At 61.7% G+C, this 21,157-nt stretch carries 17 protein-coding genes; all 17 read right to left on the reverse strand.

What is annotated here, in order from left to right:
- Positions 1–2: 2 nt before the first annotated feature.
- Positions 3–626 carry an MlaC/ttg2D family ABC transporter substrate-binding protein gene (locus AC1KAR_RS06020; RefSeq protein ID WP_480315525.1) on the reverse strand — a complete coding sequence of 208 codons (624 nt, stop codon included), beginning with the start codon at positions 624–626 and terminating at the stop codon, positions 3–5.
- 143 nt (positions 627–769) lie between these two features.
- Positions 770–1,555 (reverse strand): MlaA family lipoprotein, encoded by a 786-nt coding sequence (locus AC1KAR_RS06025; RefSeq protein WP_480315527.1) that lies wholly within the window; start codon positions 1,553–1,555, stop codon positions 770–772.
- Positions 1,555–2,070, reverse strand: a complete 516-nt coding sequence (gene mlaD, locus AC1KAR_RS06030) for an outer membrane lipid asymmetry maintenance protein MlaD (RefSeq protein WP_480315529.1) — start codon at positions 2,068–2,070, stop codon at positions 1,555–1,557. Before mlaD ends, AC1KAR_RS06025 begins: the two co-directional genes overlap by 1 nt.
- Positions 2,071–2,096: 26 nt before the next feature.
- Entirely contained in the window at positions 2,097–2,879 is a 783-nt protein-coding gene (mlaE, locus tag AC1KAR_RS06035; RefSeq protein WP_480315531.1) for a lipid asymmetry maintenance ABC transporter permease subunit MlaE, read from the reverse strand.
- The gene (locus tag AC1KAR_RS06040; protein WP_480315533.1) at positions 2,876–3,682 is read right to left on the reverse strand and encodes an ABC transporter ATP-binding protein; all 807 of its coding nucleotides are present in this window, start codon (positions 3,680–3,682) and stop codon (positions 2,876–2,878) included. The genes mlaE and AC1KAR_RS06040 overlap by 4 nt, the downstream gene beginning before the upstream one ends.
- Positions 3,683–3,811: 129 nt before the next feature.
- Positions 3,812–4,315: an energy transducer TonB gene (locus AC1KAR_RS06045; protein ID WP_480315535.1), complete on the reverse strand. Its 504-nt coding sequence runs from the start codon at positions 4,313–4,315 to the stop codon at positions 3,812–3,814.
- A 188-nt stretch (positions 4,316–4,503) separates the two neighbouring features.
- On the reverse strand, positions 4,504–6,885 hold the full coding sequence (locus AC1KAR_RS06050) for a pilus assembly protein (RefSeq protein ID WP_480315537.1): 2,382 nt from the start codon (positions 6,883–6,885) through the stop codon (positions 4,504–4,506).
- 1,299 nt (positions 6,886–8,184) lie between these two features.
- A complete protein-coding gene (locus AC1KAR_RS06055; RefSeq protein ID WP_480315539.1) occupies positions 8,185–8,859 on the reverse strand; it encodes a pilus assembly PilX family protein in 675 nt (224 codons plus the stop codon).
- Positions 8,859–10,001, reverse strand: coding sequence for a PilW family protein (locus AC1KAR_RS06060; protein ID WP_480315541.1), 1,143 nt, complete (start codon positions 9,999–10,001; stop codon positions 8,859–8,861). Before AC1KAR_RS06060 ends, AC1KAR_RS06055 begins: the two co-directional genes overlap by 1 nt.
- A 5-nt stretch (positions 10,002–10,006) precedes the next feature.
- A complete protein-coding gene (locus tag AC1KAR_RS06065; RefSeq protein ID WP_480315543.1) occupies positions 10,007–10,426 on the reverse strand; it encodes a type IV pilus modification PilV family protein in 420 nt (139 codons plus the stop codon).
- A gap of 8 nt (positions 10,427–10,434) precedes the next feature.
- Positions 10,435–11,058, reverse strand: a complete 624-nt coding sequence (locus AC1KAR_RS06070) for a GspH/FimT family pseudopilin (protein WP_480315545.1) — start codon at positions 11,056–11,058, stop codon at positions 10,435–10,437.
- Positions 11,052–11,513 (reverse strand): type IV pilin protein, encoded by a 462-nt coding sequence (locus AC1KAR_RS06075; protein WP_480317775.1) that lies wholly within the window; start codon positions 11,511–11,513, stop codon positions 11,052–11,054. The genes AC1KAR_RS06070 and AC1KAR_RS06075 overlap by 7 nt, the downstream gene beginning before the upstream one ends.
- Before the next feature lie 257 nt (positions 11,514–11,770).
- Positions 11,771–13,249 (reverse strand): glutamate synthase subunit beta, encoded by a 1,479-nt coding sequence (locus AC1KAR_RS06080; protein WP_480315547.1) that lies wholly within the window; start codon positions 13,247–13,249, stop codon positions 11,771–11,773.
- A 57-nt stretch (positions 13,250–13,306) separates the two neighbouring features.
- Complete coding sequence (locus tag AC1KAR_RS06085) at positions 13,307–18,067, reverse strand: glutamate synthase-related protein (RefSeq protein WP_480315549.1); 4,761 nt, start codon at positions 18,065–18,067, stop codon at positions 13,307–13,309.
- Between the two features lie 116 nt (positions 18,068–18,183).
- Complete coding sequence (locus AC1KAR_RS06090) at positions 18,184–18,897, reverse strand: transposase (protein ID WP_480315551.1); 714 nt, start codon at positions 18,895–18,897, stop codon at positions 18,184–18,186.
- A gap of 7 nt (positions 18,898–18,904) precedes the next feature.
- Positions 18,905–20,035: a deoxyguanosinetriphosphate triphosphohydrolase gene (locus AC1KAR_RS06095; RefSeq protein ID WP_480315553.1), complete on the reverse strand. Its 1,131-nt coding sequence runs from the start codon at positions 20,033–20,035 to the stop codon at positions 18,905–18,907.
- Between the two features lie 26 nt (positions 20,036–20,061).
- On the reverse strand, positions 20,062–21,153 hold the full coding sequence (aroB, locus tag AC1KAR_RS06100; RefSeq protein WP_480315555.1) for a 3-dehydroquinate synthase: 1,092 nt from the start codon (positions 21,151–21,153) through the stop codon (positions 20,062–20,064).
- Positions 21,154–21,157: the final 4 nt, after the last annotated feature.

The following is a 21,157-nucleotide window of genomic DNA, read 5'->3' on the forward strand; positions in this document are numbered from 1 at the left end:
GCTCAGCTCTTGGTCTGGCCCGCAGTCTTGTTGCGCTCCGCCAGCTTGGCAATCAGGCCGTCGATTCCGCCTGCGCTGATCTCCTGCGCAAAGGTGTTGCGGTAGTTCTCGACCAGCCAGATGCCCATCACGTTCACGTCGTAGATCTTCCAGGTGTTGGCAGACTTCTCCAGGCGGTAATCGAGCTGGATCGGGTCACCCTTGCCGCGCACTTCACTGCGCACGATCACCTCGGTATCGGTCGGGCTGGCGCGCAGGGGCTTGAGTTGCACGGTCTGGTCCTTCACCTGGGCCAAGGCGCCCGAGTACGTGCGCACAAGCAGCGTCTTGAATTCTTCTTGAAGGCGCTGTTGCTGCGCGGGCGTGGCCTGACGCCAGTAGCGGCCCACCGCAGACGAGGTCATGCGCTGGAAGTTGACGTGCGGCATGACCTTGGTCTCGACCAGGGCCATCACCTTGTTGACGTCACCGACCTGGATGGACTTGTCGGCCTTGGCCGCCTCCAGCACCTCGTTCGAGACCTGCTTGACCAGCGCGTCGGGGGCTTGCTGCGCCTGCGCGGCGCCCAATGCCGCGAACGAGAGCGCAGCGGCCGAAATCCATGATGTGAAACGTTGACGAAGCATGTGGTTCCTTCTGTATTGCATGGGCAGACCGGCCCGGTGCTGGATTGGAGCACGTCCGCAAGGACGAGTTCAGCCAGTTAACGCCGCGCAGGCCGCCCGGTTGGCAGCCTTACATCACAGCAACATTGCGCTACTGCGGCAAATCAGATGCCCGAGGCCGCGGGGGCCGGCGCCTGCGCCGGGGGGTCGTCAGCCTCGTCGGGCTGTTCGGGCGGGTTGCCATCGAACACGAGGCTGCGGCGGCGCTGCAGGTAGGCGTCGCGCACGAACGCGTACTTGTCCAGCGCAATGTCGTCGAGCATGCGCGTGGCACCCAGCAGGTTGGCTCGCTGGTTCACGACCTGCAACGTACCCACCGCCCAGACGCCAACCTGATCAGTGATGACCAACGTGGGCGTGGCCTGGATATCGAACGGCAACGCCAGCGACTCGCGCAGGGACGACGGCCCCAGCAAGGGCCACACGATGTACGGCCCGGGCTCCATGCCCCACGAGCCCAGCGTCTGGCCGAAATCCTCGCCCCGCTTTTCAAGACCGAGATCGCTGGCGATGTCGAAGAACCCGCCCAGCCCAAACAGCGTGTTGGTGCCGACGCGAAACGCGTCTTCGAACCCCGCTGCCACCTTTCCCTGCAAGAGGTTGTTCACCGCCGACCAAACATCCGACACATTGCCGAAGAAATTGGTCACGCCCTGGCGGATGGGTTGGGGCACGGCCTTGGTGTAGGCGGTCGCCACCGGCTTGAGCACGGCTTCGTCCAGCGCATCGTTGAAGGCGTAGACCTTGCGGTTCCAGCCCTCCCAGGGGTCGATCTTCTGGGCCGCCGTCTTGGGCTGGAGTGGTTCGCCCGGAGCGCTGGCACCCGTGGTGGCGCAACCGGCAAGAAATGCCAGCCCCGATACCCCGACCCCCAATACAAACTGACGCATCACTTCTTGACGGCCCCTGCAGGTGCGGGTGCCTGAGCGGGTGCTGGCGAGGCCGAGCCACCGTCGGCAGCCTTGCTGTACAGGAACTGGCTGATGATGTTCTCGAGCACCACGGCCGACTGGGTTTGCGTGATGGTGTCTCCCGCAGACAGGTTCTTCTCGTCGGCACCCGGCTCCAACCCCAGGTACTGCTCGCCGAGCAGACCAGATGTGAGGATCTTGGCGGAGCTGTCCTTCGGGAAAGCGAAGCGCTTGTCCATCTGCAATACCACACGCGCCTGGTAAGACTTGTCGTCAAAGCCGATCGATTCGACACGCCCCACCACCACGCCAGCGCTCTTCACGGCAGCGCGCGGCTTCAAACCACCGATGTTGTCGAACTTGGCGGCCACCTCATAGGTTTCACCAAAGTTCAGCGACAACAGGTTGCCGGCCTTGAGCGCCAGAAACAGCACCGCCGCCGCACCGATCAGCACGAACAAGCCCACCCACACGTCGTGACGAGAGTTTTGCATCGTCATCGCTCCATCATTCATTCAAGTCAAATCGAGAACATCATCGCCGTCAAGACGAAATCGAGCGCCAACACAGCCAGCGAGGCCATCACCACGGTGCGCGTTGTCGCAGCCGACACGCCTTCTGGCGTGGGGCGGCAGGCATAGCCCTGCAGCAAAGCGATGAAGGTTACCGTGAAGCCGAACACGACGCTCTTGACCACGCCATTGCCCACGTCGGCCCAGACGGCGACACCGCCCTGCATCTGCGACCAGAAGCTGCCGGCATCGATACCGATCATCGGCACGGCGACCAGCCACCCGCCCAGGATGCCCACCGCGCTGAACACCGCCGCCAGCAAGGGCATGGCGAGAACACCTGCCCAGAAGCGCGGTGCCAGCACGCGCTGCACCGGGTCGACGGCCATCATCTCCATCGCCGCCAACTGCTCGCCGGCCTTCATCAACCCGATCTCGGCCGTCAGCGATGTCCCCGCGCGGCCAGCAAACAGCAGCGCCGTGACCACCGGGCCGAGCTCACGCACCAACGACAAGGCCACCAAGAGACCCACGGCCTCGGCCGAGCCATAGCGCTGCAAGGTGTAGTACCCCTGCAGCGCGAGCACGAAGCCAACGAACAGGCCCGACACCGTGATGATCGACAGCGATCGGTTGCCCAAGAAGAAGAGTTGATCGACCACCAGCCCGAACCGGCGGAATGCCGGGCCGGCCAGCGCGAGCAAGCGCGCAAACAAGCGCGACCCCGCGCCGACATCCGCCAGCTTGGAGCGCACCGCAAAACCGAGCACCGCCGGGTTGAGCCAGTTCATCGACCCGCCCCGATTCGAAAGTCTTCAGCCATCGGTGAAGCAGAGTAGTGAAAGCGCACCGGCCCATCGGCCTGCCCGCTCACGAACTGGCGCACCAACGGGTCGTCGCTCGCGCGCATCTCGGCCGGTGTACCTTGTGCGGCGATGCGGCCGTTGGCGATGAACACCACATGGTCGGCAATGAGGAAGGTCTCGTCCACATCGTGCGACACGATGATGCTGGTGACCCCGAGCGCCGCATTCAAGTCCTTGATGAGCGTGGCGGCCACGCTCATCGAAATCGGGTCGAGCCCCGCGAAAGGCTCGTCGTACATGATCAAGTCGGGGTCCAGCGCAATCGCCCGCGCGAGCGCCACCCGACGCGCCATTCCGCCGGAGATCTGCGACGGCAGCAAGTCACGCGCACCGCGCAAGCCCACTGCGTTGAGCTTCATCAGCACGAGGTCGCGAATCATCGACTCCGTGAGGTTCGTGTGCTCGCGAAGCGGGAAGGCAACGTTCTCGAACACAGTGAGGTCCGTGAACAGCGCCCCGAACTGAAAGAGCATGCCCATGCGCCGCCGCGCCGCCTGCAGCCCCGCGCTGTCGAGCGTGGCCATGTCCGTGCCGTCGAACAGCACCTGGCCCTTCATCGGTTGAAGTTGACGCCCGATGAGGCGGAGCACGGTGGTCTTGCCACCGCCCGAAGTACCCATCAAAGCGAGAACTTTTCCACGTGGAACGGTGAGGTTGACGTCTTCGAGGATGACTCGGTCGCCGTAGCCGCAGGTGACGTGGCGAAACTCAATGAATGGGTTGGGCATTACAGATGTCGGTGCAAGGATCAACTCCCAATGTGCAAATTTGGGAAGTACCCACGCACGAAGTGTCGGCGCATTCTGACATGGTGATGTAGTGGCGAAGTGTGACGCGGGTCGCGTAGAACGCGCCCTTCAGCCCGAGCCTCGATTCGCGCCAAAGTTCACTTCGATGCGCATGCGAGAACGTACGGGCTGACCGTCAACTTGCCCTGGCAGAAATCGAGTCGACATGAACGCAGTCAGAATCGCGTCGCGTAGCGGCGGCGGGAGATCGGGGTCGTCGAACTCAACCCGCTTGACAACACCCTGGTCATCAATGAACAAGGTGATCCTTGTCGAGTAGCGCCCCGAGTCCTCCGCAAAGTGGGGGTAGTCGATAACAACAGGTGTTTCTGGCGTCGGACCAACCGTTTGCTCGGCGCGCGGCATGAACGGGGCTTCCGCCATGAGCGACTGGTTCGCCTGGAACTCGCGCTCCGAAGGCTCGGTGGCGAGAGCTGGGAGATCTTCAACTCTGACAGGCGGGATGGCCAAGGCCGCGGCTGGGAGGAGTGGCCCCTGAACATCAGTGGCCACCGCCACGCTCAAATCCGGCGGGGCAATTGGCACGGGAAGGGTTCTCACCTGCATGGCCACGGCCCGCGATCCTGAGTTCCCGCGCCCCAATCGTTCGCGGGAGTCCCGCTCAACATCCAACGCCAGTAGGATCGTCAGATGGACCGCCACCGCCATGAGCGCACAAGACGCCCTAGCTTCAGCCCGATTCATGGCCTCCGCGGTTCACTACCGTGCCTCAGAACCACTGCCTCACTGAGGTCGCCCTTTCAGTTGACCAGTTCACGCCAAGAAGTGCGCTTCAAATTGACGCCTCCTGGTGTAGCGCCCGGTGTGTCCGGACGCACCACGCGTCTGATTGACCGGTCACTGTTCGTCGTCAGCGTGATGGTTTGAGGGTTGGTGGTATTGGACCCTTCGATCAAGGTCGTAATACCGACAATTGGCGTCGAACTCGGAGTGCTGTCCAGCACTGCGCCATTCGCACTACTGAAGTAATACAGATAGGACGAGCCACCAGGAGAACATGCAGTCGCCGTCGGAATCGTCGTCGGAACGGTAATGATGTCCAACTGGATGTCCATATCGACATTCACCCGCTCGCCCGAACTGGGGAAATCTGCGAACCAGCCCACGTTGGAGTTCCAATCCACCGTCGGGGAGGACGCTCCGGTCGTGTGCGTTGTGGCGTCGATGGTCTGCCGAACCATTGCGACATTGGAGCGCAGCACGCCCAGGCCGCTGGTTCCCAATGAGTCCTTGATCGAATAGATGGACTGCACCTGAGTGCTGGTCAGGTCTGTAGCGCCAAGATAGCGCCCCGTGCCGACCGTGACGACAGCATAGCTATTGGTACCAGACGACACCTGATGCAAAAGCGGCTGCGTAGTAATGGGTTGGCGAGTACCGCCCGCATCGCTCGTCGCTACGCCAACCACGGTAGCTTCGTTCCCTGTCGGAGCCACGTTGTCGTCGAAGTCGAAGCGCCACACATTGCCGAGCATGTCGCCGCCATAGATGCGCAATGCCGTGTTGTCCGTTTCGCGTTCGACCCAAGCGTTGATCTTGCCCAGATTGCTCGGCGAAGTTGCGGTGCCTGCCGGCGTCGAGGTCGCGGTGTTGGTGTCAATGCGCGTGCGCACAGTGGTGCCTGTCATGGCATCGAGTACATACAGATGGCCGTTGCCGTCTCCCGCGGTGTTGTTATAGCCCGAGGTGAGCGCCACCACCCACCGGCCGGTCTTGTCCTTGGTGATCACAGGCTCGCCGTAGGTGTAGCCCATGTCTGCGTCGGTGAACTCCCACAATGCCTTGGGCGACGTCGGGTCGGTGACATCAAGTGCATAGTAGCCGCGACCACCCTGACGGAACCCAGCGACGAGAATCGTGCGCCACTTGATCGTCGCGGTGCTGTCGGGGTCGTAGACGTCGGCAACGATCGGCGAACCATCGGCAAAAAATCGGTGGTCGTTGCCGTAGTCCTCGTTGGCCAAGTGATAGAGGTTGGGCATGAGCTGCGTGGGTACGAAGGCCCACTCCTCATGACCATCCGACGCTCGAACCGCGTGCAACATGCCATCGTTGGCCGCCACATACAGCATGGCCGTCCGGCCCTGATTCGCCGCCTTGAACGCTTGGTAGCCCGCATCTGTGTATGCGAACGGTGGTAGACGCACGTATGCAGGCGACGCGTTGATGACGTCCCCGAGCGGGGTCCACACGTTCGACTTGGATTGGCGCGTGCGGAACACTCGATCAGTCGCCACTGATTGCGACATCTCGTACGCCCTGGAACCTCCCAGGTAGCTCACAACGTTGGCGCCCGTGACCTTGTTGTCGATCCCGTTAGCGATGAGTGACGTACATTGACTCAACTTGTACGGCGCCACGCAGAGATTGTTGAAATACGCTTGTTGTGCTGTCGACAGGTTGTCGAACGTGAATTGGGTGAGCCGGTTCGTCGCGGACGAATCAAAGAAGTAGATTGACCGACTGGCTTGGGCCGCCAAGGTCTCGCTCAATTTCCAGATCGATGTGTTCGACACTCCGATCCGGCCTGCGGAGTCTATGCTGAAGCGGTAGGCACCCACATCACCAACCCACGTCTGGGTTTCGTAAGACGGGATAAACACCCAGTCATCCCCCGGTACAGGACGCAGCGTACTGGTCGAGGCGGCCGACGAGGAGCCCCCAACGGCGTCGATCTTTTGTAGCGCATCAGTGAGGCCAGCAACCAACTCGCCGGGATTGCGGGCGCTGTAGTACATGCCGCCACCGTTGACAGCAGCGTGCCAAAGATCATCAATGCGCGCCTTGACGTCGTTGCTAGAGTTGGGATTCCCACTGTTCGACGAACTTAAAGGATCCGGCCAATTCTTAGTACCTGCGACGATATCAAAGTAATCTCCGGATGTCGCCGTCTTGTAATCGCTACGATAGTTCAAAACCCCAGGCACACCCAGACCAAGCGAATATGTGGTCATGAACTGAAAGATCGGTGTCGCATCGCCAGGCGTCGGATCACGGTTCGCACACACGTCGACCCCTTCAGAACCGGTGCAGTTGTTCAAAGCTGGCGTTCGAATATCCGTGGTGTAGTAATACCTGGCCATATCGGCCAATGAATTTCGCGCACCGTGAATGTCAAGCATTGGACGCGCTGTCGAACCGCCATCTTGATCTCCAATAGGCGTCGTTCCGTCCAGCCGCGTTGGCGTGAATCCTGAGCCCTCGTTCGAAGTGTTCCAGTAACCATCCGTAGACAGCAACGCATAGTTGCGCTGGCATGAGTACTGGACCGGGTCGGTCGTCTGATTGGACAGTCGCTTTGCAAAATACTTCCCAACCTTGTTCAACGCAGGTCGAAGAGGTGTTGTTCCATTTGGGTTTTGCCCATACAAAGCTGTATAGAAAAGTGCTTTCTGAGACGTCGCCCCAGAGCCTGCATCGAAGTCGCCAATGCGTAGAAACTCGGAGGTGTTAGCCGTGTTTGCACTTGTACTACTACTAATAGTAGTAAACCCGACGCGAAAACGCGATGCATCAATCCCGGCAAATACCTGGCCCGAGGCACTTCGCATCGCGAGCATGCGGGTTCTGTAGTACTGATACCAATTGGCATAGTTTTGCCGCTGGACACTGTCCGTGATTTGATAGACAGGCGTGTAGCTTGCGTCGGTGCTCGACGTACCGATCGTGTCAGTGCAAACATTGGTCGCTCCGCTGTTGAGCGTTACCCAATAGGGCTTCCCCGAAATTGTGGTAGTGGTCGTTGTGGTTGTTGTAATGGTGCAGCTGTTGTTCGTGTTGCCACATGTAAGGCTTGGCGCATTACCACGCGTCTTTGTTACCACGGTTCGCACTTCTGTTGTCAAACCATCCGATGAGCTTGAGCTTGTGCTATCGGAGCCGGCGAGGGAGCAGGCCGGTTGATTCGAGCGCCCACACACGGTTGGGCCGTTGATGATCGGTGCGGACGTCGACGTATTCAACGTCGTCGAGCTAGTACTTAGATTCGAGCGATTCTCAAGATTGATTGGCGTCCCAGTTCTGTGGAATCCATCCGAGTAAACACCTGTGAAAGTCGCTGCGGGATAGTTTGCTCCAGCACTATCCACAGGCACCGCATAACTCACCGAAGGGTCGAAGAACGCATAGTTGTATCCAGAGTACGCGAAGCACCGTCTTGCCCGCCTATCCCCGACATCTTCAGGGATGTAGTCTCTCTCCATACTCAGAGAGTCATCCAGGATGAACATCAAGTTCGATCGGACTGTCGTGGTTGTCAGAACAGTCGGTGGCACGTTAGAGAGGTCGGCTGGTGCTGCGGAAGCCCCGCTTGAGTTCATAGCCAAAACCAGACCCACAGTTCCGAGCTTGAATAGTAAGACGTTGGCTGCACTGTTCTTCATAGGGAACCTCACCTCAAACATGGCTGAGCCAGAAATCGCTTAGAAATGAACCACTGTCTCGGTAATGCTCACCGCATTGCGAGCACCGAGAACGCGAACAATGATTCGGAAGTAGGTGCTGCCGCCGCCTGAAGGTTTGAACCGCTCGTACTTCCGGTAGTCGAACCCGCCGCGCGAATTGCTTTCGCCTTCGTTGCCCATGGTGATCGAGCAATCGTTGCTGCCAGCATTTGCAGGCCCGACGCCTGGGCACAAGCGCGTAATCACGTACTGAACCTGATTGCCATTGACTGCTGTGCCCGTGTGCGGTGTCACGCATCCACCCGTGAATGTCCCCGATGGATACGATGCGCAGCTATCTCCATTCCAGTCTATGACCGCGCGGTTCGTGACACTGCTGCTATTACCTGCGGCATCAAGACGATTGATGTTGCTGGCGAAGTAACCCTCCCCCGACTGGTTGCTGTCGAGTAAGGCACCCGTCACAGAACTGCCAATGAAGGCAATGGCTTGTTCTGCACCTTGATCTGCGGCAGCCAGGGCATCACGTTTGAACCCGACGTTGCCCAGGATGAGGGTCCCCGTATCAACGGAGCGGACAAGAGCCATGGTCGCCAGCGACAACACAGCCAACGCAATCAGCGAAAATATCAACGACACCCCGCGCTGGCCGCGTGCGCGTTTCCAGATCACGAAAATTTCTCTGGTGTTCATCACGAGCCCCATAAAACGTTACGCACCGGAACGAGCGTGTCATAGACCTTGTATCGGTAGTGCGTCCAATCGGGTAACCCGTCGACCTTGAGCGTGATGCAGTTGCTCGAACCGCACGTCACTGCGCCCTCCGCCGTGACACTGCTACCCACATCCCATGTGGGCTCAGCAAAGGTCACTTGCTCCTTCTCGTACTGAGTACCGCGCGTCACGATGGCCACCCGCACCGCCAACACACGACTCCATTGAACCGCGTTCGTTGGTGTGGTGGTGTCGTAAGTGTCAACCACGCCGTTCCCGTCGGTGTCTCTCCCGTACAGGGCCTGAAAATTCACGACCTCGGGGTACAACTCTCTCGCGGCTCCCGCATCGATTCCATCCTGACTGTCGAGCTCACTCACCTGCAGAGCGCGAGAGGCGCTTACCGAGTATGTTCGCCCCATGAGGCGCCCGATATTGACCAAGTAGCCACCGGCGTCGTAGCCACCGGTCGGGAAGATCGTCGTCGATGGATCCTGGTTCCAGACGCCGGTCGTCGTGTTGACGGTGTGTGCCACGTGATACCCAGCCGCATCACTCGTGACGGCAGTGGAGCTGAAAGCGGAGCACCAGGCCGTTGCCGGGTCGATGACTTCAGGGACCGCCACCATGAGATCACCCGCGTTCAGCCCGACGGAGTTGGACACTAGGAATTCCGTCGCGTCGGCAGGATGGTTCTCGACGATTCGGGTCGGCAAGGATGGGCTGAGATTGGCGCTCCACAGCACGGAGAGTGTGTCGGGCTCGCCGTTCGCTCCACCATTGGTAATGGTCACGGGGGCCAACGTCCATGTCCTGCTGACGCCACCCCGCGATGCATGCACCGGACAGCCCAGCAGATTTCGGGTCGCTGCGAAACCGTACCCGGCCATCTGCACATCTCTTTGGAGCGCATTGAGTGCCAGTGCGCCATTGACCTGGGCTTCGGAACCGGTCGCAGTGGTCCGCTTTTGGCCTTCCGCGAGCGCGAGCACCTGGGTGATGATGACCACGGAGATCAAGCCAATGGCCATACCAACCATCAACTCGATCAACGTCACACCACGCACTGCGGCACGTGGTCCGCGCTTCAGCGAAGCGGAACTGGCGAGTCTTATGCGCATGCGCTTCACGCCTGCACCGCCGTCACGGTGACGTACCGAGATGCAACGGTCTCGTCAGGCGCAGTCCACGTGATCGTGATACTGACGGTGCCACTGCTGACCGTCACCGTCGCAGCACCGCCAGGCAATTCCCTCGCGACCTTCGCCTCCCAGTCGCCGCAGCGTCCATAACTTGCGCAGAGAGCACTGTCGTAGCTAGCGACATTCGGCAGATCGGACCACATCGCCCCGACAAGTTCACCGGCGAGCGCGGCGGCATCTGCGCGGTATTTGGAGGCCGTCTGCGCACGAGTCATCACGGACTGCACACCGACGAGCGCCAATATTCCAATCGAGAAGATCAATAGGCCAACCAACGCCTCCAGCAGGGCAAAGCCCCGAAGGCTTGAAGGTCGACGCCTCGATACATGGTGGCCTGTTCTCATGAATGTTCTCAGCAGTGTCGCGGGTCTGAAGTGGCGATGCTCGCGTTGGGATCACAGCTACGCGCCGCACCACCCGGCGCGATCAGGATTCGCAAGGGGCGTGCGTCGGCTGTGCCACTTGCCGGGCTGATGTCGATTCGAGCAATGCCGGTCGTGCCCACGATGCGACCATAAGCGTCGAATGTCACTGTGTCTGCGCCACTCGTACCGTCACCTTGAAGAGCAGCGACGGTGGCGTTCCTTCCGCCGTCACCTATCGGGTGCGCATCCACGATGAACGGATCTACGGAGTCGGAGGCCGCGGCAGCGCACTTCCCTGCTGGGTCCGCCTGGCTGATGACCCACGAACCCGACGTCGCTGACAAAGCGCAACTGTTGTCCATCACAGACGGACTAGCCAGCGAGACAAGGGAGAACCGCATGGGCGCATTGCGCCGCACTGCCTCCGTTCGCGCTCGCTGCAAGCCACTAACCAGCGATTCGGTTGCGTTGCGAGCTGAGAGGTTGTGCAGCCATGTGCCAATGCTCGGCGCAACGGCAAACATCAGAATGGCAGCCAAGGCCAAGGTGACCATAAGTTCAACGAGGGTCATGCCTCGCTGAAATGCTTGCCTGACTTGCAGGCCTAGCATTCGTCACCTTTCACAAGCCAACAGTTCTTGGTCACAGCACCACCCTTGAACTCCGATGTCTGCTTCTGGTTCGCGGAGCTCTGCGTGATATCTAGGGCGTAGACATGACCAGATGCGCGACCTGACGAGCCCGTGGCTGTAATCACGTAAGCTTGACGGCCGCCGCCAGCGGTTGCGCCGGCCAACGCGCAACTGAACGTGAAGTGGCGCGCAGCGGTCGACGAGAAGCTCCAACCGGTGGGCGTATTCACATCCACACAATCCGTCGTACCGTAGTTGCGATTGTCTTGGTAGTACTGCTCCATCTTGACCTTGTACTCAGCCAAGAAGGTGAACGCTTCGACAACCTGCCCACGCCGCAAATAGTCTGTATACGAAGGAACAGCAATTGCCGCCAAGATCGCCACAATTGCGACAACGATCATGACCTCGATCAAGGTGAAGCCTCGACGCAAATGCCGAACTCGGCCACCTCGTCGCTGACAGCGAGTACGAATGGCGAGGGCGGAGTTGGATATGGGCACCATGGTTCAGCAGAATCTGATTGCGTAGACAGATTCTGGCTAGTCGGTCACTCACCCAACGTACCGAGCGTCCCCTCAGACCCGCCGCTTGTCGGCATCACGGAAGCGGTTCGGCAGGGGGACAAACACGCGAAACGGGTGGTACCGGGGCGCCCGGGGCCGGCAAGATACTTGCCGCAAGCGAAACCTCATCGAGGCAGGTCACTCGCCCCCATCAAGAACTCGTCCACCGCCCGCGCCGCCTGCCGCCCTTCGCGGATGGCCCACACCACGAGAGACTGCCCACGGCGTACATCGCCAGCCGCGAACACCTTGGCGACATTCGTCGAGTAGCCGCCTGTGAAGTCGGTCGTGGCCTTCGCGTTCCCACGCGCGTCCTTGTCGACTCCGAACGATTCCAACATCGTCGATACCGGGTTCACAAAACCCATCGCCAGCAAGACGAGGTCAGCAGGGATGATCTGTTCGCTGCCGGCCACCTCGACCATCTTGCCGCCCTGCCACTCCACGCGCACGGCCTTCAGAGCCTTGACCTTGCCTTTGTCCTTGCCCTCGCCGGCAATGAACTCCTTGGTGGCAATGGCGAACTCGCGTTCGCAGCCTTCTTCGTGGCTGGAGCTGGTGCGCAGCTTGATCGGCCAGTAGGGCCACACGAGCGGCTTGTCTTCTTGCTCGGGGGGCATGGGCATCAGTTCAAACTGGACGACGCTCGTGGCACCGTGGCGGTTGCTGGTGCCCACGCAGTCGCTGCCGGTGTCACCGCCACCGATCACGACGACGTTCTTGCCGTCGGCGCGCAGCTGGTCTTTCAGCTTGTCGCCGGCGTTGATCTTGTTCTGCTGCGGCAGAAACTCCATCGCATAGTGAACACCTTCGAGCTCGCGCCCAGGCACTGGCAGGTCGCGTGACTGTTCGGAACCACCCGCCAGCAGCACGGCGTCGAACTGCTGCTTCAGCTCGTCACCCGAGATGGTTTCCTTGGCCCAGTTGGTGACCTTGCTGCCCTCGGGCATCTTGCCCACGAGCACGCTGGTTCTGAAGACCACGCCCTCTTGCTCCATCTGCGCCACGCGGCGGTCGATGTGCAACTTCTCCATCTTGAAGTCGGGGATGCCGTAACGCAGCAGGCCACCCACGCGATCGTTCTTCTCGAACACCGTCACGTCGTGGCCGGCGCGCGCCAGTTGCTGTGCGGCAGCCATGCCGGCGGGGCCGGAGCCCACGACCGCCACCTTCTTGCCCGTCTTGGCCTTGGGAAGGCGCGGCTGCACCCAGCCCTCGGCCCAGGCGCGGTCGATGATGGCGTGCTCGATGCTCTTGATTCCCACCGCGTCGTCGTTGACGTTGAGCGTGCAGGCAGCCTCGCAGGGCGCGGGGCAGATTCGGCCGGTGAATTCGGGGAAGTTGTTGGTCGAGTGCAGGACCTCGATCGCGTTCTTCCAGTCGCCCCGGTACACCAGGTCGTTGAAGTCCGGGATGATGTTGTTGACCGGGCAGCCGCTGTTGCAGAACGGCGTGCCGCAATCCATGCAGCGTGCGCCTTGGATCTTCGATTCATCGTTGTCCAAACCGATGACGAACTCCTTGTAGTTCTTCAGGCGCTTCTGGACGGGCTCGTAGCCCTCTTCCAGACGCTCGTACTCCATGAACCCGGTGACTTTTCCCATGATGCTCTGTCTCGTTGATCCGTCTGTCGGTCGCTGCTCGTCGCGGCTGGTGGTGGCTCAGGCCTTGGCGCGGCTCTTGCCGCCCGCCTTGTTGTCGCTGCCCTTGGCGCGAGCGATCGTGTCGCCGGCTTCCTTGGCTGCGCTCATCTCACCCAGCGCCCGCTTGTATTCGTTCGGGAAGACCTTCACGAACTTGCCGCGGGCTTCGCTCCACTGGTCGAGGATCTCGCGCGCACGCAAGCTGCCCGTCCAGCGGTGGTGGTCGTTGAGCAACTTCTTGAGGATGGCCTCGTCGGTCTCACCACGGTGCCACACCGCCTTCTCTGAGGCGCCTTCTTGCTCAGCGGCCGTCAGCACCTTCTCGAGCGACACCATCGAGGTGTTGCAACGCGAGGCGAACTTGCCGTCTTCGTCGTACACGTAGGCCACGCCACCGCTCATGCCCGCGGCGAAATTGCGCCCGGTCTTGCCCAGCACGGCCACCGTGCCGCCGGTCATGTATTCGCAGCCGTGGTCACCCGTGCCTTCGATAACCGCGGTCGCACCCGAGAGCCGCACGGCGAAACGCTCGCCACCAACACCACGGAAGAACGCCTCACCGCTGGTGGCACCATAGAGCACGGTGTTGCCGACGATGATGTTGCGTGACGCATCACCCCGGAAGTCGATGCTCGGACGCACCACGACGCGGCCGCCGGAGAGGCCCTTGCCGGTGTAGTCGTTCGCGTCACCGATCAGGTACAGCGTGATGCCCTTCGCCAGGAAGGCGCCGAAGCTCTGGCCGCCGGTGCCTTCGGTCTGGATGAACACCGTTTCGTCGGGCAAGCCTTCGGGGCGGTGGCGAATGAGTTCACCCGAGAGCATCGCGCCCACCGTGCGGTTCACGTTGCGGGCCTGCTCGATGATCTGGACCTTCTCGCCGCGCTCGATAGCGGGCTTGCACTTCTCGATCAGGCGCACATCCAGCGCACGCGCCAGGCCATGGTCCTGCTTCTCGACGTGGCGGCGTGCCACCTCGGCCGGTGCAGCCGGCAGGTGGAAGACGCGGCTGAAATCGAGACCCTTGGCCTTCCAGTGCGAAATGCCCTTCTTGGTGTCGAGCAGATCGGCGCGGCCCACCAGGTCATCGAACTTGCGCACGCCCAGCTGCGCCATGATCTGGCGCGCTTCTTCGGCGACGAAGAAGAAGTAATTCACCACATGCTCGGGGCGGCCCTGGAACTTGGCGCGCAGCACCGGGTCTTGCGTGGCCACCCCCACCGGGCAGGTGTTGAGGTGGCACTTGCGCATCATGATGCAGCCCTCGACCACCAGCGGTGCCGTGGCGAAACCGAACTCGTCAGCACCCAGCAGTGCGCCGATGACGACGTCGCGCCCTGTCTTCATCTGCCCGTCGGCCTGCACGCGCACCCGGCCGCGCAGGCGGTTGAGCACGAGCGTCTGCTGCGTTTCTGCGAGGCCAAGCTCCCATGGCGTACCCGCGTGCTTGATCGACGACCAGGGTGACGCGCCCGTGCCACCGTCATGGCCCGCGATCACCACGTGGTCGGCCTTGGCCTTGGCCACGCCGGTGGCGATGGTGCCCACACCCACCTCGGACACCAGCTTGACGCTGATGTCGGCGCGCGGGTTGGCATTCTTCAGGTCGTGGATGAGCTGCGCCAGGTCTTCGATCGAGTAGATGTCATGGTGGGGCGGGGGGCTGATGAGGCCCACGCCCGGCACCGAGTAGCGCAGCATGCCGATGTAGTCAGACACCTTGCCACCCGGCAGCTGCCCGCCCTCACCCGGCTTGGCGCCCTGGGCCATCTTGATCTGGATCTGGTCGGCCGACGCGAGGTACTCGGTGGTGACACCGAAGCGGCCAGACGCCACCTGCTTGATCTTCGAACGCAGCGAGTCGCCGGCCTTCAGGTCGTAGTCGGCCTCGACCACCTTGCCGCCAACCACGTCGGACAGCTTTGTGCCGTCGGTGATCTTGATGCCCTTCAGCTCGTTGCGATAGCGGGCAGGGTCTTCCCCACCCTCACCGGTGTTGCTCTTGCCGCCGATGCGGTTCATCGCCACCGCCAATGTGGCATGGGCTTCGGTCGAGATCGAGCCGAGCGACATCGCGCCGGTGGCAAATCGCTTGACGATCTCGGCAGCAGACTCGACCTCGTCGATCGGGATCGCCTTGGCGGGATCGAACTTGAACTCGAACAAGCCGCGCAGCGTCAGGTGACGGCGCGACTGGTCGTTGATGATCTGCGCGTACTCCTTGTACGTGTCGAAGCGATTGGCGCGCGTGCTGTGCTGCAGCTTGGCGATCGCATCGGGCGTCCACATGTGCTCTTCACCGCGGGTGCGCCAGGCGTACTCGCCGCCGGCGTCGAGCATGCCGGCCAGCACCGGGTCGTCGCCGAAGGCGGCCTTGTGCATGCGGATGGCCTCTTCGGCAACATCAAACACATCGATGCCGCCGACCTGGCTGGCCGTGCCGCGGAAGTACTTGTCGATCAGCACCTTCTCCAGCCCGATGGCCTCGAAGAGCTGCGCGCCGCAGTACGACATGTAAGTCGACACGCCCATCTTGGACATGATCTTCGACAGGCCCTTGCCGATGGCCTTCACGTAGTTGTAGATGGCCTTCTCGGCCGACAGGTCACCGGGCAACTCCTTGTGCAGCGCGGTGAGCGTCTCCATCGCGAGGTACGGGTGCACGGCCTCGGCGCCGTAACCTGCAAGCACGGCGAAGTGATGCACCTCGCGCGCCGAGCCAGTCTCGACCACCAGGCCGGCGGTCGTGCGCAGGCCTTCACGCACCAGGTGCTGGTGGACGGCCGACAGCGCGAGCAGCGCAGGGATCGCCACCTTGTTGCGGTCCATCAAGCGGTCGCTGATGATCAGGATGTTGTGGCCGCTCTTGATGGCGTCGACCGATTCAGCGCACAGCGATGCAAGTTGCGCCTCCACGCCCTCGTCACCCCAGCCGAGCGGATAGGTGATGTCGAGCGCGTAGCTCTTGAACTTGCCGTTGGTGTGCTTCTCGATCTGGCGCAGGCGCGCCATGTCGTCGAAATCGAGTACAGGCTGGCTCACTTCGAGCCGCATCGGCGGGTTGATCGCGTTGATGTCGAGCAGGTTGGGCTTCGGGCCGATGAACGACACGAGCGACATCACGACCGCTTCACGGATCGGATCGATCGGCGGGTTGGTGACCTGCGCGAACAACTGCTTGAAGTAGTTGTAGAGCGGCTTGTTCTTGTCCGACAGCACCGCGAGCGGCGAGTCGTTGCCCATGGAACCGGTGCCCTCTTCGCCGGCCTGCGCCATCGGGCTCATCAGGAACTTGATGTCTTCTTGCGTAAAGCCGAAGGCTTGCTGGCGGTCGAGCAGCGATTCGCTGAAGGATGCGGGTGCTGCCGATTCGCCCTCGATCGAGTCGAGCCGGACGCGCACGTTCTCGATCCATTGGCGATAGGGCTTGGCGAGCGCGAACTGGTTCTTCAGCTCTTCGTCGTCGATGATGCGGCCCTGGTCGAAGTCGATCAGAAACATCTTGCCCGGCTGCAGGCGCCACTTCTTGACGATCTTGTTCTCGGGGATCATCGGCAGCACGCCAGACTCCGAGGCCATCACCACCAGGTCGTCTTCAGTGACGATGTAGCGCGACGGGCGCAGGCCATTGCGGTCCAGCGTGGCACCGATCTGGCGCCCGTCGGTGAAGACCATCGACGCGGGGCCGTCCCACGGCTCGATCATTGCGGCGTGGTATTCGTAGAACGCGCGGCGGCGCTCGTCCATCGTCGTGTGTTGCTCCCACGCCTCGGGGATCATCATCATCGCGGCGTGCGCGAGCGAGTAGCCGCTCATCGTCAGCAGTTCGATGGCGTTGTCGAAGGTGGCAGTGTCGGACTGGCCTTCGAAGCTGATCGGGTAGAGCTTCTGCAGGTCGTCGCCCAGCACCGGCGACTTCATCACGCCTTCGCGAGCACGCATCCAGTTGAAGTTGCCCTTGACGGTGTTGATCTCGCCGTTGTGCGCCACCATGCGGTACGGGTGGGCGAGCGGCCACTCGGGGAAGGTGTTGGTCGAGAAGCGCTGGTGCACCAGGGCAAGCGCCGAGGTCACGCGCGAGTCCTGCAGATCCTTGTAGTACTTGCCCACCTGGTCGGCGAGCAGCAGACCCTTGTAGATGATGGTGCGGCAGCTCATGCTGGGCACGTAGTACTCATGGCTGTGCGTGAGCTTGAGGCGCTGGATGGCGCTCGAAGCCGTCTTGCGGATGACGTACAGCTTGCGCTCGAGTGCATCGGGCACGATGACATCCGGGCCCCGGCCGATGAAGACCTGGCGAATGATCGGCTCCTTGGCGCGCACGGTCGGCGACATCGGCATCTCGGCGTCGACCGGCACATCACGCCAGCCAAGCAACACCTGGCCTTCGGTCTTGATGGCGCGCTCGACAGCTTGCTCGCAGGCCAGTCGGGAGGCGTGCTCCTTGGGCAGGAAGATCATGCCGACACCAAACTCGCCGGGCGGGGGCAGCTCGATGCCCTTGGCGGCCATCTCGGCGCGATAGAACTCGTCGGGGATCTGGATCAGGATGCCCGCGCCGTCGCCCATCAGCGCATCGGCACCGACAGCACCCCGGTGGTCGAGGTTCTCGAGGATCTTCAGACCCTGTTCGACGATGTGGTGCGCCTTGTGGCCCTTGATATGGGCGACGAAACCGACACCGCAGGCATCGTGCTCGTTGGCGGGGTTGTAGAGGCCGTGTTCGGCCGCGTCACGCAATTCTTCAGGGGCAGCAGTGCCTTGGGCGGCCTTGTTCATGGCGCACTCCGTCTCATGGTGTGGATAACCCGAAGAATACTGCAGCGCACCAGGCGTCACAACTTGATTTAAATGGGGTCAGACCCCTGTTAGCTAGCTTTGTGACGCAAGATCGATTAATTGGGGTCAGATAGACGAGCGCCACTTGGCGGCCGCCCGCGGGGGAGCGGCTCGATGCGCCGGTCTGTCGCCTCGGCGAGCCGACGCTTGAATTCAGGATTGACGCCCAATGGCCAACCCTTGTCGAGCGCATCCGATATCAAATCGGCCTGATCGGAAGTCAGCGCTCGCTCAATCAGCGCCTTGTATGAAGCCTCACGTTCGAATGGCGTGTTCCCGAGCAACCAATACCCCAAGTGATCACCGACCAATGGGTCCGCCGACAAGCCCAAGTGATGTCGGGCGCTAGACCACAGGTAGCCCCTCCCCATCCCGGTGCCAAGTTCCGCAGGCTGCGCCATCCCTTCCGCGTACAGCATGCAGGCTAGCAAGTGCTGTTCCGGATCGATCACGGTGGTGCGGAAGCGCCCCCCCCACAAGCTACCCGACCGTTTGTGTCGGCGATTGAACGCTGAGCCGTATCGGCGCCCCAGGCTCTGCATCAGGCGACTCAGGCTGACGGTTTCGTCCGGCGTGGCAAGCAGTCGCACTTCGCTGTCGAACAGGCCGTAAGCATGGATGGTTACGCCCGCCTCAGCCACGGCCTCACGCAGATGCCCGACAAACTGACCTCGATCGACGTCATCGAGAAAGACCGCCTGCCGGTTGTGCCCGACTTGGCGCACCAAATGAGGCCAGCCCGGAACGCACAGGCGCGGAAGGCGTGCCATTCAACTCTCAGTCGAAGAGCCGGTGGCCGGACAAGCGTTCATGCTCACGCAACGCAAACCGATCCGTCATCCCGGCGATGTAGTCCGCCACAGCCCGAAGAGACGAGCCGCGGGCCTCCGTACCCTCGGGGGGGTGCTCGCGGTAGGCTGCAAAGAGCGCCCTGATCACGTCTTTCGCCCAATCGGTATTCGTGACCACCTGGGGATGACGATAGAGATTCGCTCGCAGGAATCGTTTGAGTTCGATGCTTTCGCGCGCCATGCCCTCGCTGAAGGAAACGAGCGGGGCGCTGCTGCGGACGTCGTCGACGTTGCGCGGGGAAGCGTCGCGAAGCCTTGCGCCCGTTGCCTCAAGAACGTCGTAGACCTGCGCCGAGAGCATCAGGCGGATACTCTCGAACAGCAGGCGGCGGCCAGTGAGATGGGGGTGCGTCGACTTCGCCTTCCGCTTGAACCGTGCAAACAACGGCACCTCGTCCACTTGCTCGATCGTGATGAGGCCCGACCGAACCCCGTCGTCGACATCGTGGGCGTTGTAGGCGATCTCATCGGCCAGGTTGCACAGCTGGGCTTCCAGACTGGGCTGGGTTCGATCCAGAAATCGGCGGCCCACGCCGTGCGGCTCCTTGGCTTCCAGCCGCTGAGCGTGCCTGAGCGAACAATGCTTCAGGATGCCCTCTCGTGTCTCGAAGCACAGGTTGAGCCCGTCGAACTCGGGATAGCGCTCCTCGAGCGAATCCACGACTCGAAGGCTCTGAAGGTTGTGCTCGAAACCGCCAGACGCCTCATCGGCTCCGCGCAAGCATTCGTTCAAGGCATCCTGACCCGCGTGACCGAAGGGCGTGTGACCAAGGTCGTGCGCGAGTGCGATGGCCTCGACCAGATCTTCGTTGAGCCCCAGCGACCGCGCTATCGACCGACCGAGCTGGGCGACCTCCAGCGAATGCGTCAACCGTGTGCGGAACAGGTCGCCTTCGTGGTTCAGAAACACCTGTGTCTTGTAGACCAGACGCCGAAACGCCGTGCTGTGCACGATGCGGTCACGGTCTCTCTGGAAGTCGCTGCGGGTCGGTGCGGGCTGTTCACGGTGCCGGCGACCACGCGTTGCCTCCGGCCAGCACGCATAGGGTTGGAGCATTGCGATCGACGCCGGCCGCCGTGGAGTCAGGCGGTGTGCGCCGCGATCACGTCACGCACCATGGCATCTGGCGCCGCGCGCAGCGACGCGCGCCCTGGCGCATCGATCACGACGAAGCGGATGTCTCCGCCCTCGGCCTTCTTGTCTACGCGCATGAGCTCCAGATACCGATCGGGGCCGAGCGCCGGGCCAATAATGGGCAACCGGGCTCGCTCGATCAGTCGAGTCAGGCGGCCTACATAATCTGCATTGATGAGCCCCAGGCGATGAGAGAGATCAGCGGCCATCACCATGCCGCACCCCACCGCTTCGCCATGTAGCCAACGACCGTAACCCAGCCCCGCCTCGATCGCGTGGCCGAAGGTGTGGCCGAAATTCAGAATCGCGCGCAAGCCCGTCTCGCGTTCATCCTGCCCCACCACCCAGGCCTTGATCTCGCACGAGCGCTTGATGGCATACGCCAGCGCTGGCTTGTCTCTTGCCCAGAGTGCATCGAGATTGGCCTCGATCCAGGAGAGAAAATCATCGTCGGCAATCGGGCCGTACTTGATGACTTCAGCTAGGCCCGCCGCAAGCTCGCGGTCCGGCAAGGAATCCAACGTGTCGAGGTCGGCAATCACACGCAAGGGCTGGTAGAACGCACCGATCATGTTCTTGCCGAGCGGATGGTTGATTGCCGTCTTGCCACCGACTGACGAGTCGACCTGCGCCAGCAAGGTCGTGGGCACCTGAACGAAAGGGATGCCTCGCATGTAGCAGGCGGCGGCGAATCCTGCGACGTCGCCCACTACACCACCGCCCAATGCGAAGACGATGGTCTTGCGGTCGCACTTCGCTTGCAACATCGCCTCAAAGATCTGATTGAGAGAACCCCATTCCTTGAATTGCTCACCATCCTCGAGTTCGATCATCTGCACCGTGCCATAGGTTTGGCGCAGCACACACTCCAGGGATCTGCCGTAGAGCCTTGATACCAGCGTATTCGTGACGATGACAGCGGTCGATGCCTTGGGCAAGTCGCGGAAGGTCCCGGCATCGGCGAGCACGCCGGCCCCGAGGACGATGCGGTAGCTGCGATCTCCCAGCGAAATGTCGACGTGTCCGGTGTGTTCTGACATGCCC

The organism is Piscinibacter sp. PDB1-1 (assembly GCF_056675995.1).

Excerpts from the sequence above, each read along its gene's own strand:
- AC1KAR_RS06065 (WP_480315543.1), bottom strand. The coding sequence starts at position 10,426 with ATGAGAACAGGCCACCATGTATCGAGGCGTCGACCTTCAAGCCTTCGG.
- AC1KAR_RS06020 (WP_480315525.1), bottom strand. The coding sequence starts at position 626 with ATGCTTCGTCAACGTTTCACATCATGGATTTCGGCCGCTGCGCTCTCG.
- AC1KAR_RS06055 (WP_480315539.1), bottom strand. The coding sequence starts at position 8,859 with ATGAACACCAGAGAAATTTTCGTGATCTGGAAACGCGCACGCGGCCAG.
- mlaD (WP_480315529.1), bottom strand. The coding sequence starts at position 2,070 with ATGCAAAACTCTCGTCACGACGTGTGGGTGGGCTTGTTCGTGCTGATC.
- AC1KAR_RS06040 (WP_480315533.1), bottom strand. The coding sequence starts at position 3,682 with ATGCCCAACCCATTCATTGAGTTTCGCCACGTCACCTGCGGCTACGGC.
- mlaE (WP_480315531.1), bottom strand. The coding sequence starts at position 2,879 with ATGAACTGGCTCAACCCGGCGGTGCTCGGTTTTGCGGTGCGCTCCAAG.
- AC1KAR_RS06080 (WP_480315547.1), bottom strand. The coding sequence starts at position 13,249 with ATGGGAAAAGTCACCGGGTTCATGGAGTACGAGCGTCTGGAAGAGGGC.
- AC1KAR_RS06025 (WP_480315527.1), bottom strand. The coding sequence starts at position 1,555 with ATGCGTCAGTTTGTATTGGGGGTCGGGGTATCGGGGCTGGCATTTCTT.
- AC1KAR_RS06050 (WP_480315537.1), bottom strand. The coding sequence starts at position 6,885 with ATGCTTGACATTCACGGTGCGCGAAATTCATTGGCCGATATGGCCAGG.
- aroB (WP_480315555.1), bottom strand. The coding sequence starts at position 21,153 with ATGTCAGAACACACCGGACACGTCGACATTTCGCTGGGAGATCGCAGC.
- AC1KAR_RS06095 (WP_480315553.1), bottom strand. The coding sequence starts at position 20,035 with ATGCTCCAACCCTATGCGTGCTGGCCGGAGGCAACGCGTGGTCGCCGG.
- AC1KAR_RS06085 (WP_480315549.1), bottom strand. The coding sequence starts at position 18,067 with ATGAACAAGGCCGCCCAAGGCACTGCTGCCCCTGAAGAATTGCGTGAC.
- AC1KAR_RS06060 (WP_480315541.1), bottom strand. The coding sequence starts at position 10,001 with ATGCGCATAAGACTCGCCAGTTCCGCTTCGCTGAAGCGCGGACCACGT.
- AC1KAR_RS06090 (WP_480315551.1), bottom strand. The coding sequence starts at position 18,897 with ATGGCACGCCTTCCGCGCCTGTGCGTTCCGGGCTGGCCTCATTTGGTG.
- AC1KAR_RS06070 (WP_480315545.1), bottom strand. The coding sequence starts at position 11,058 with ATGCTAGGCCTGCAAGTCAGGCAAGCATTTCAGCGAGGCATGACCCTC.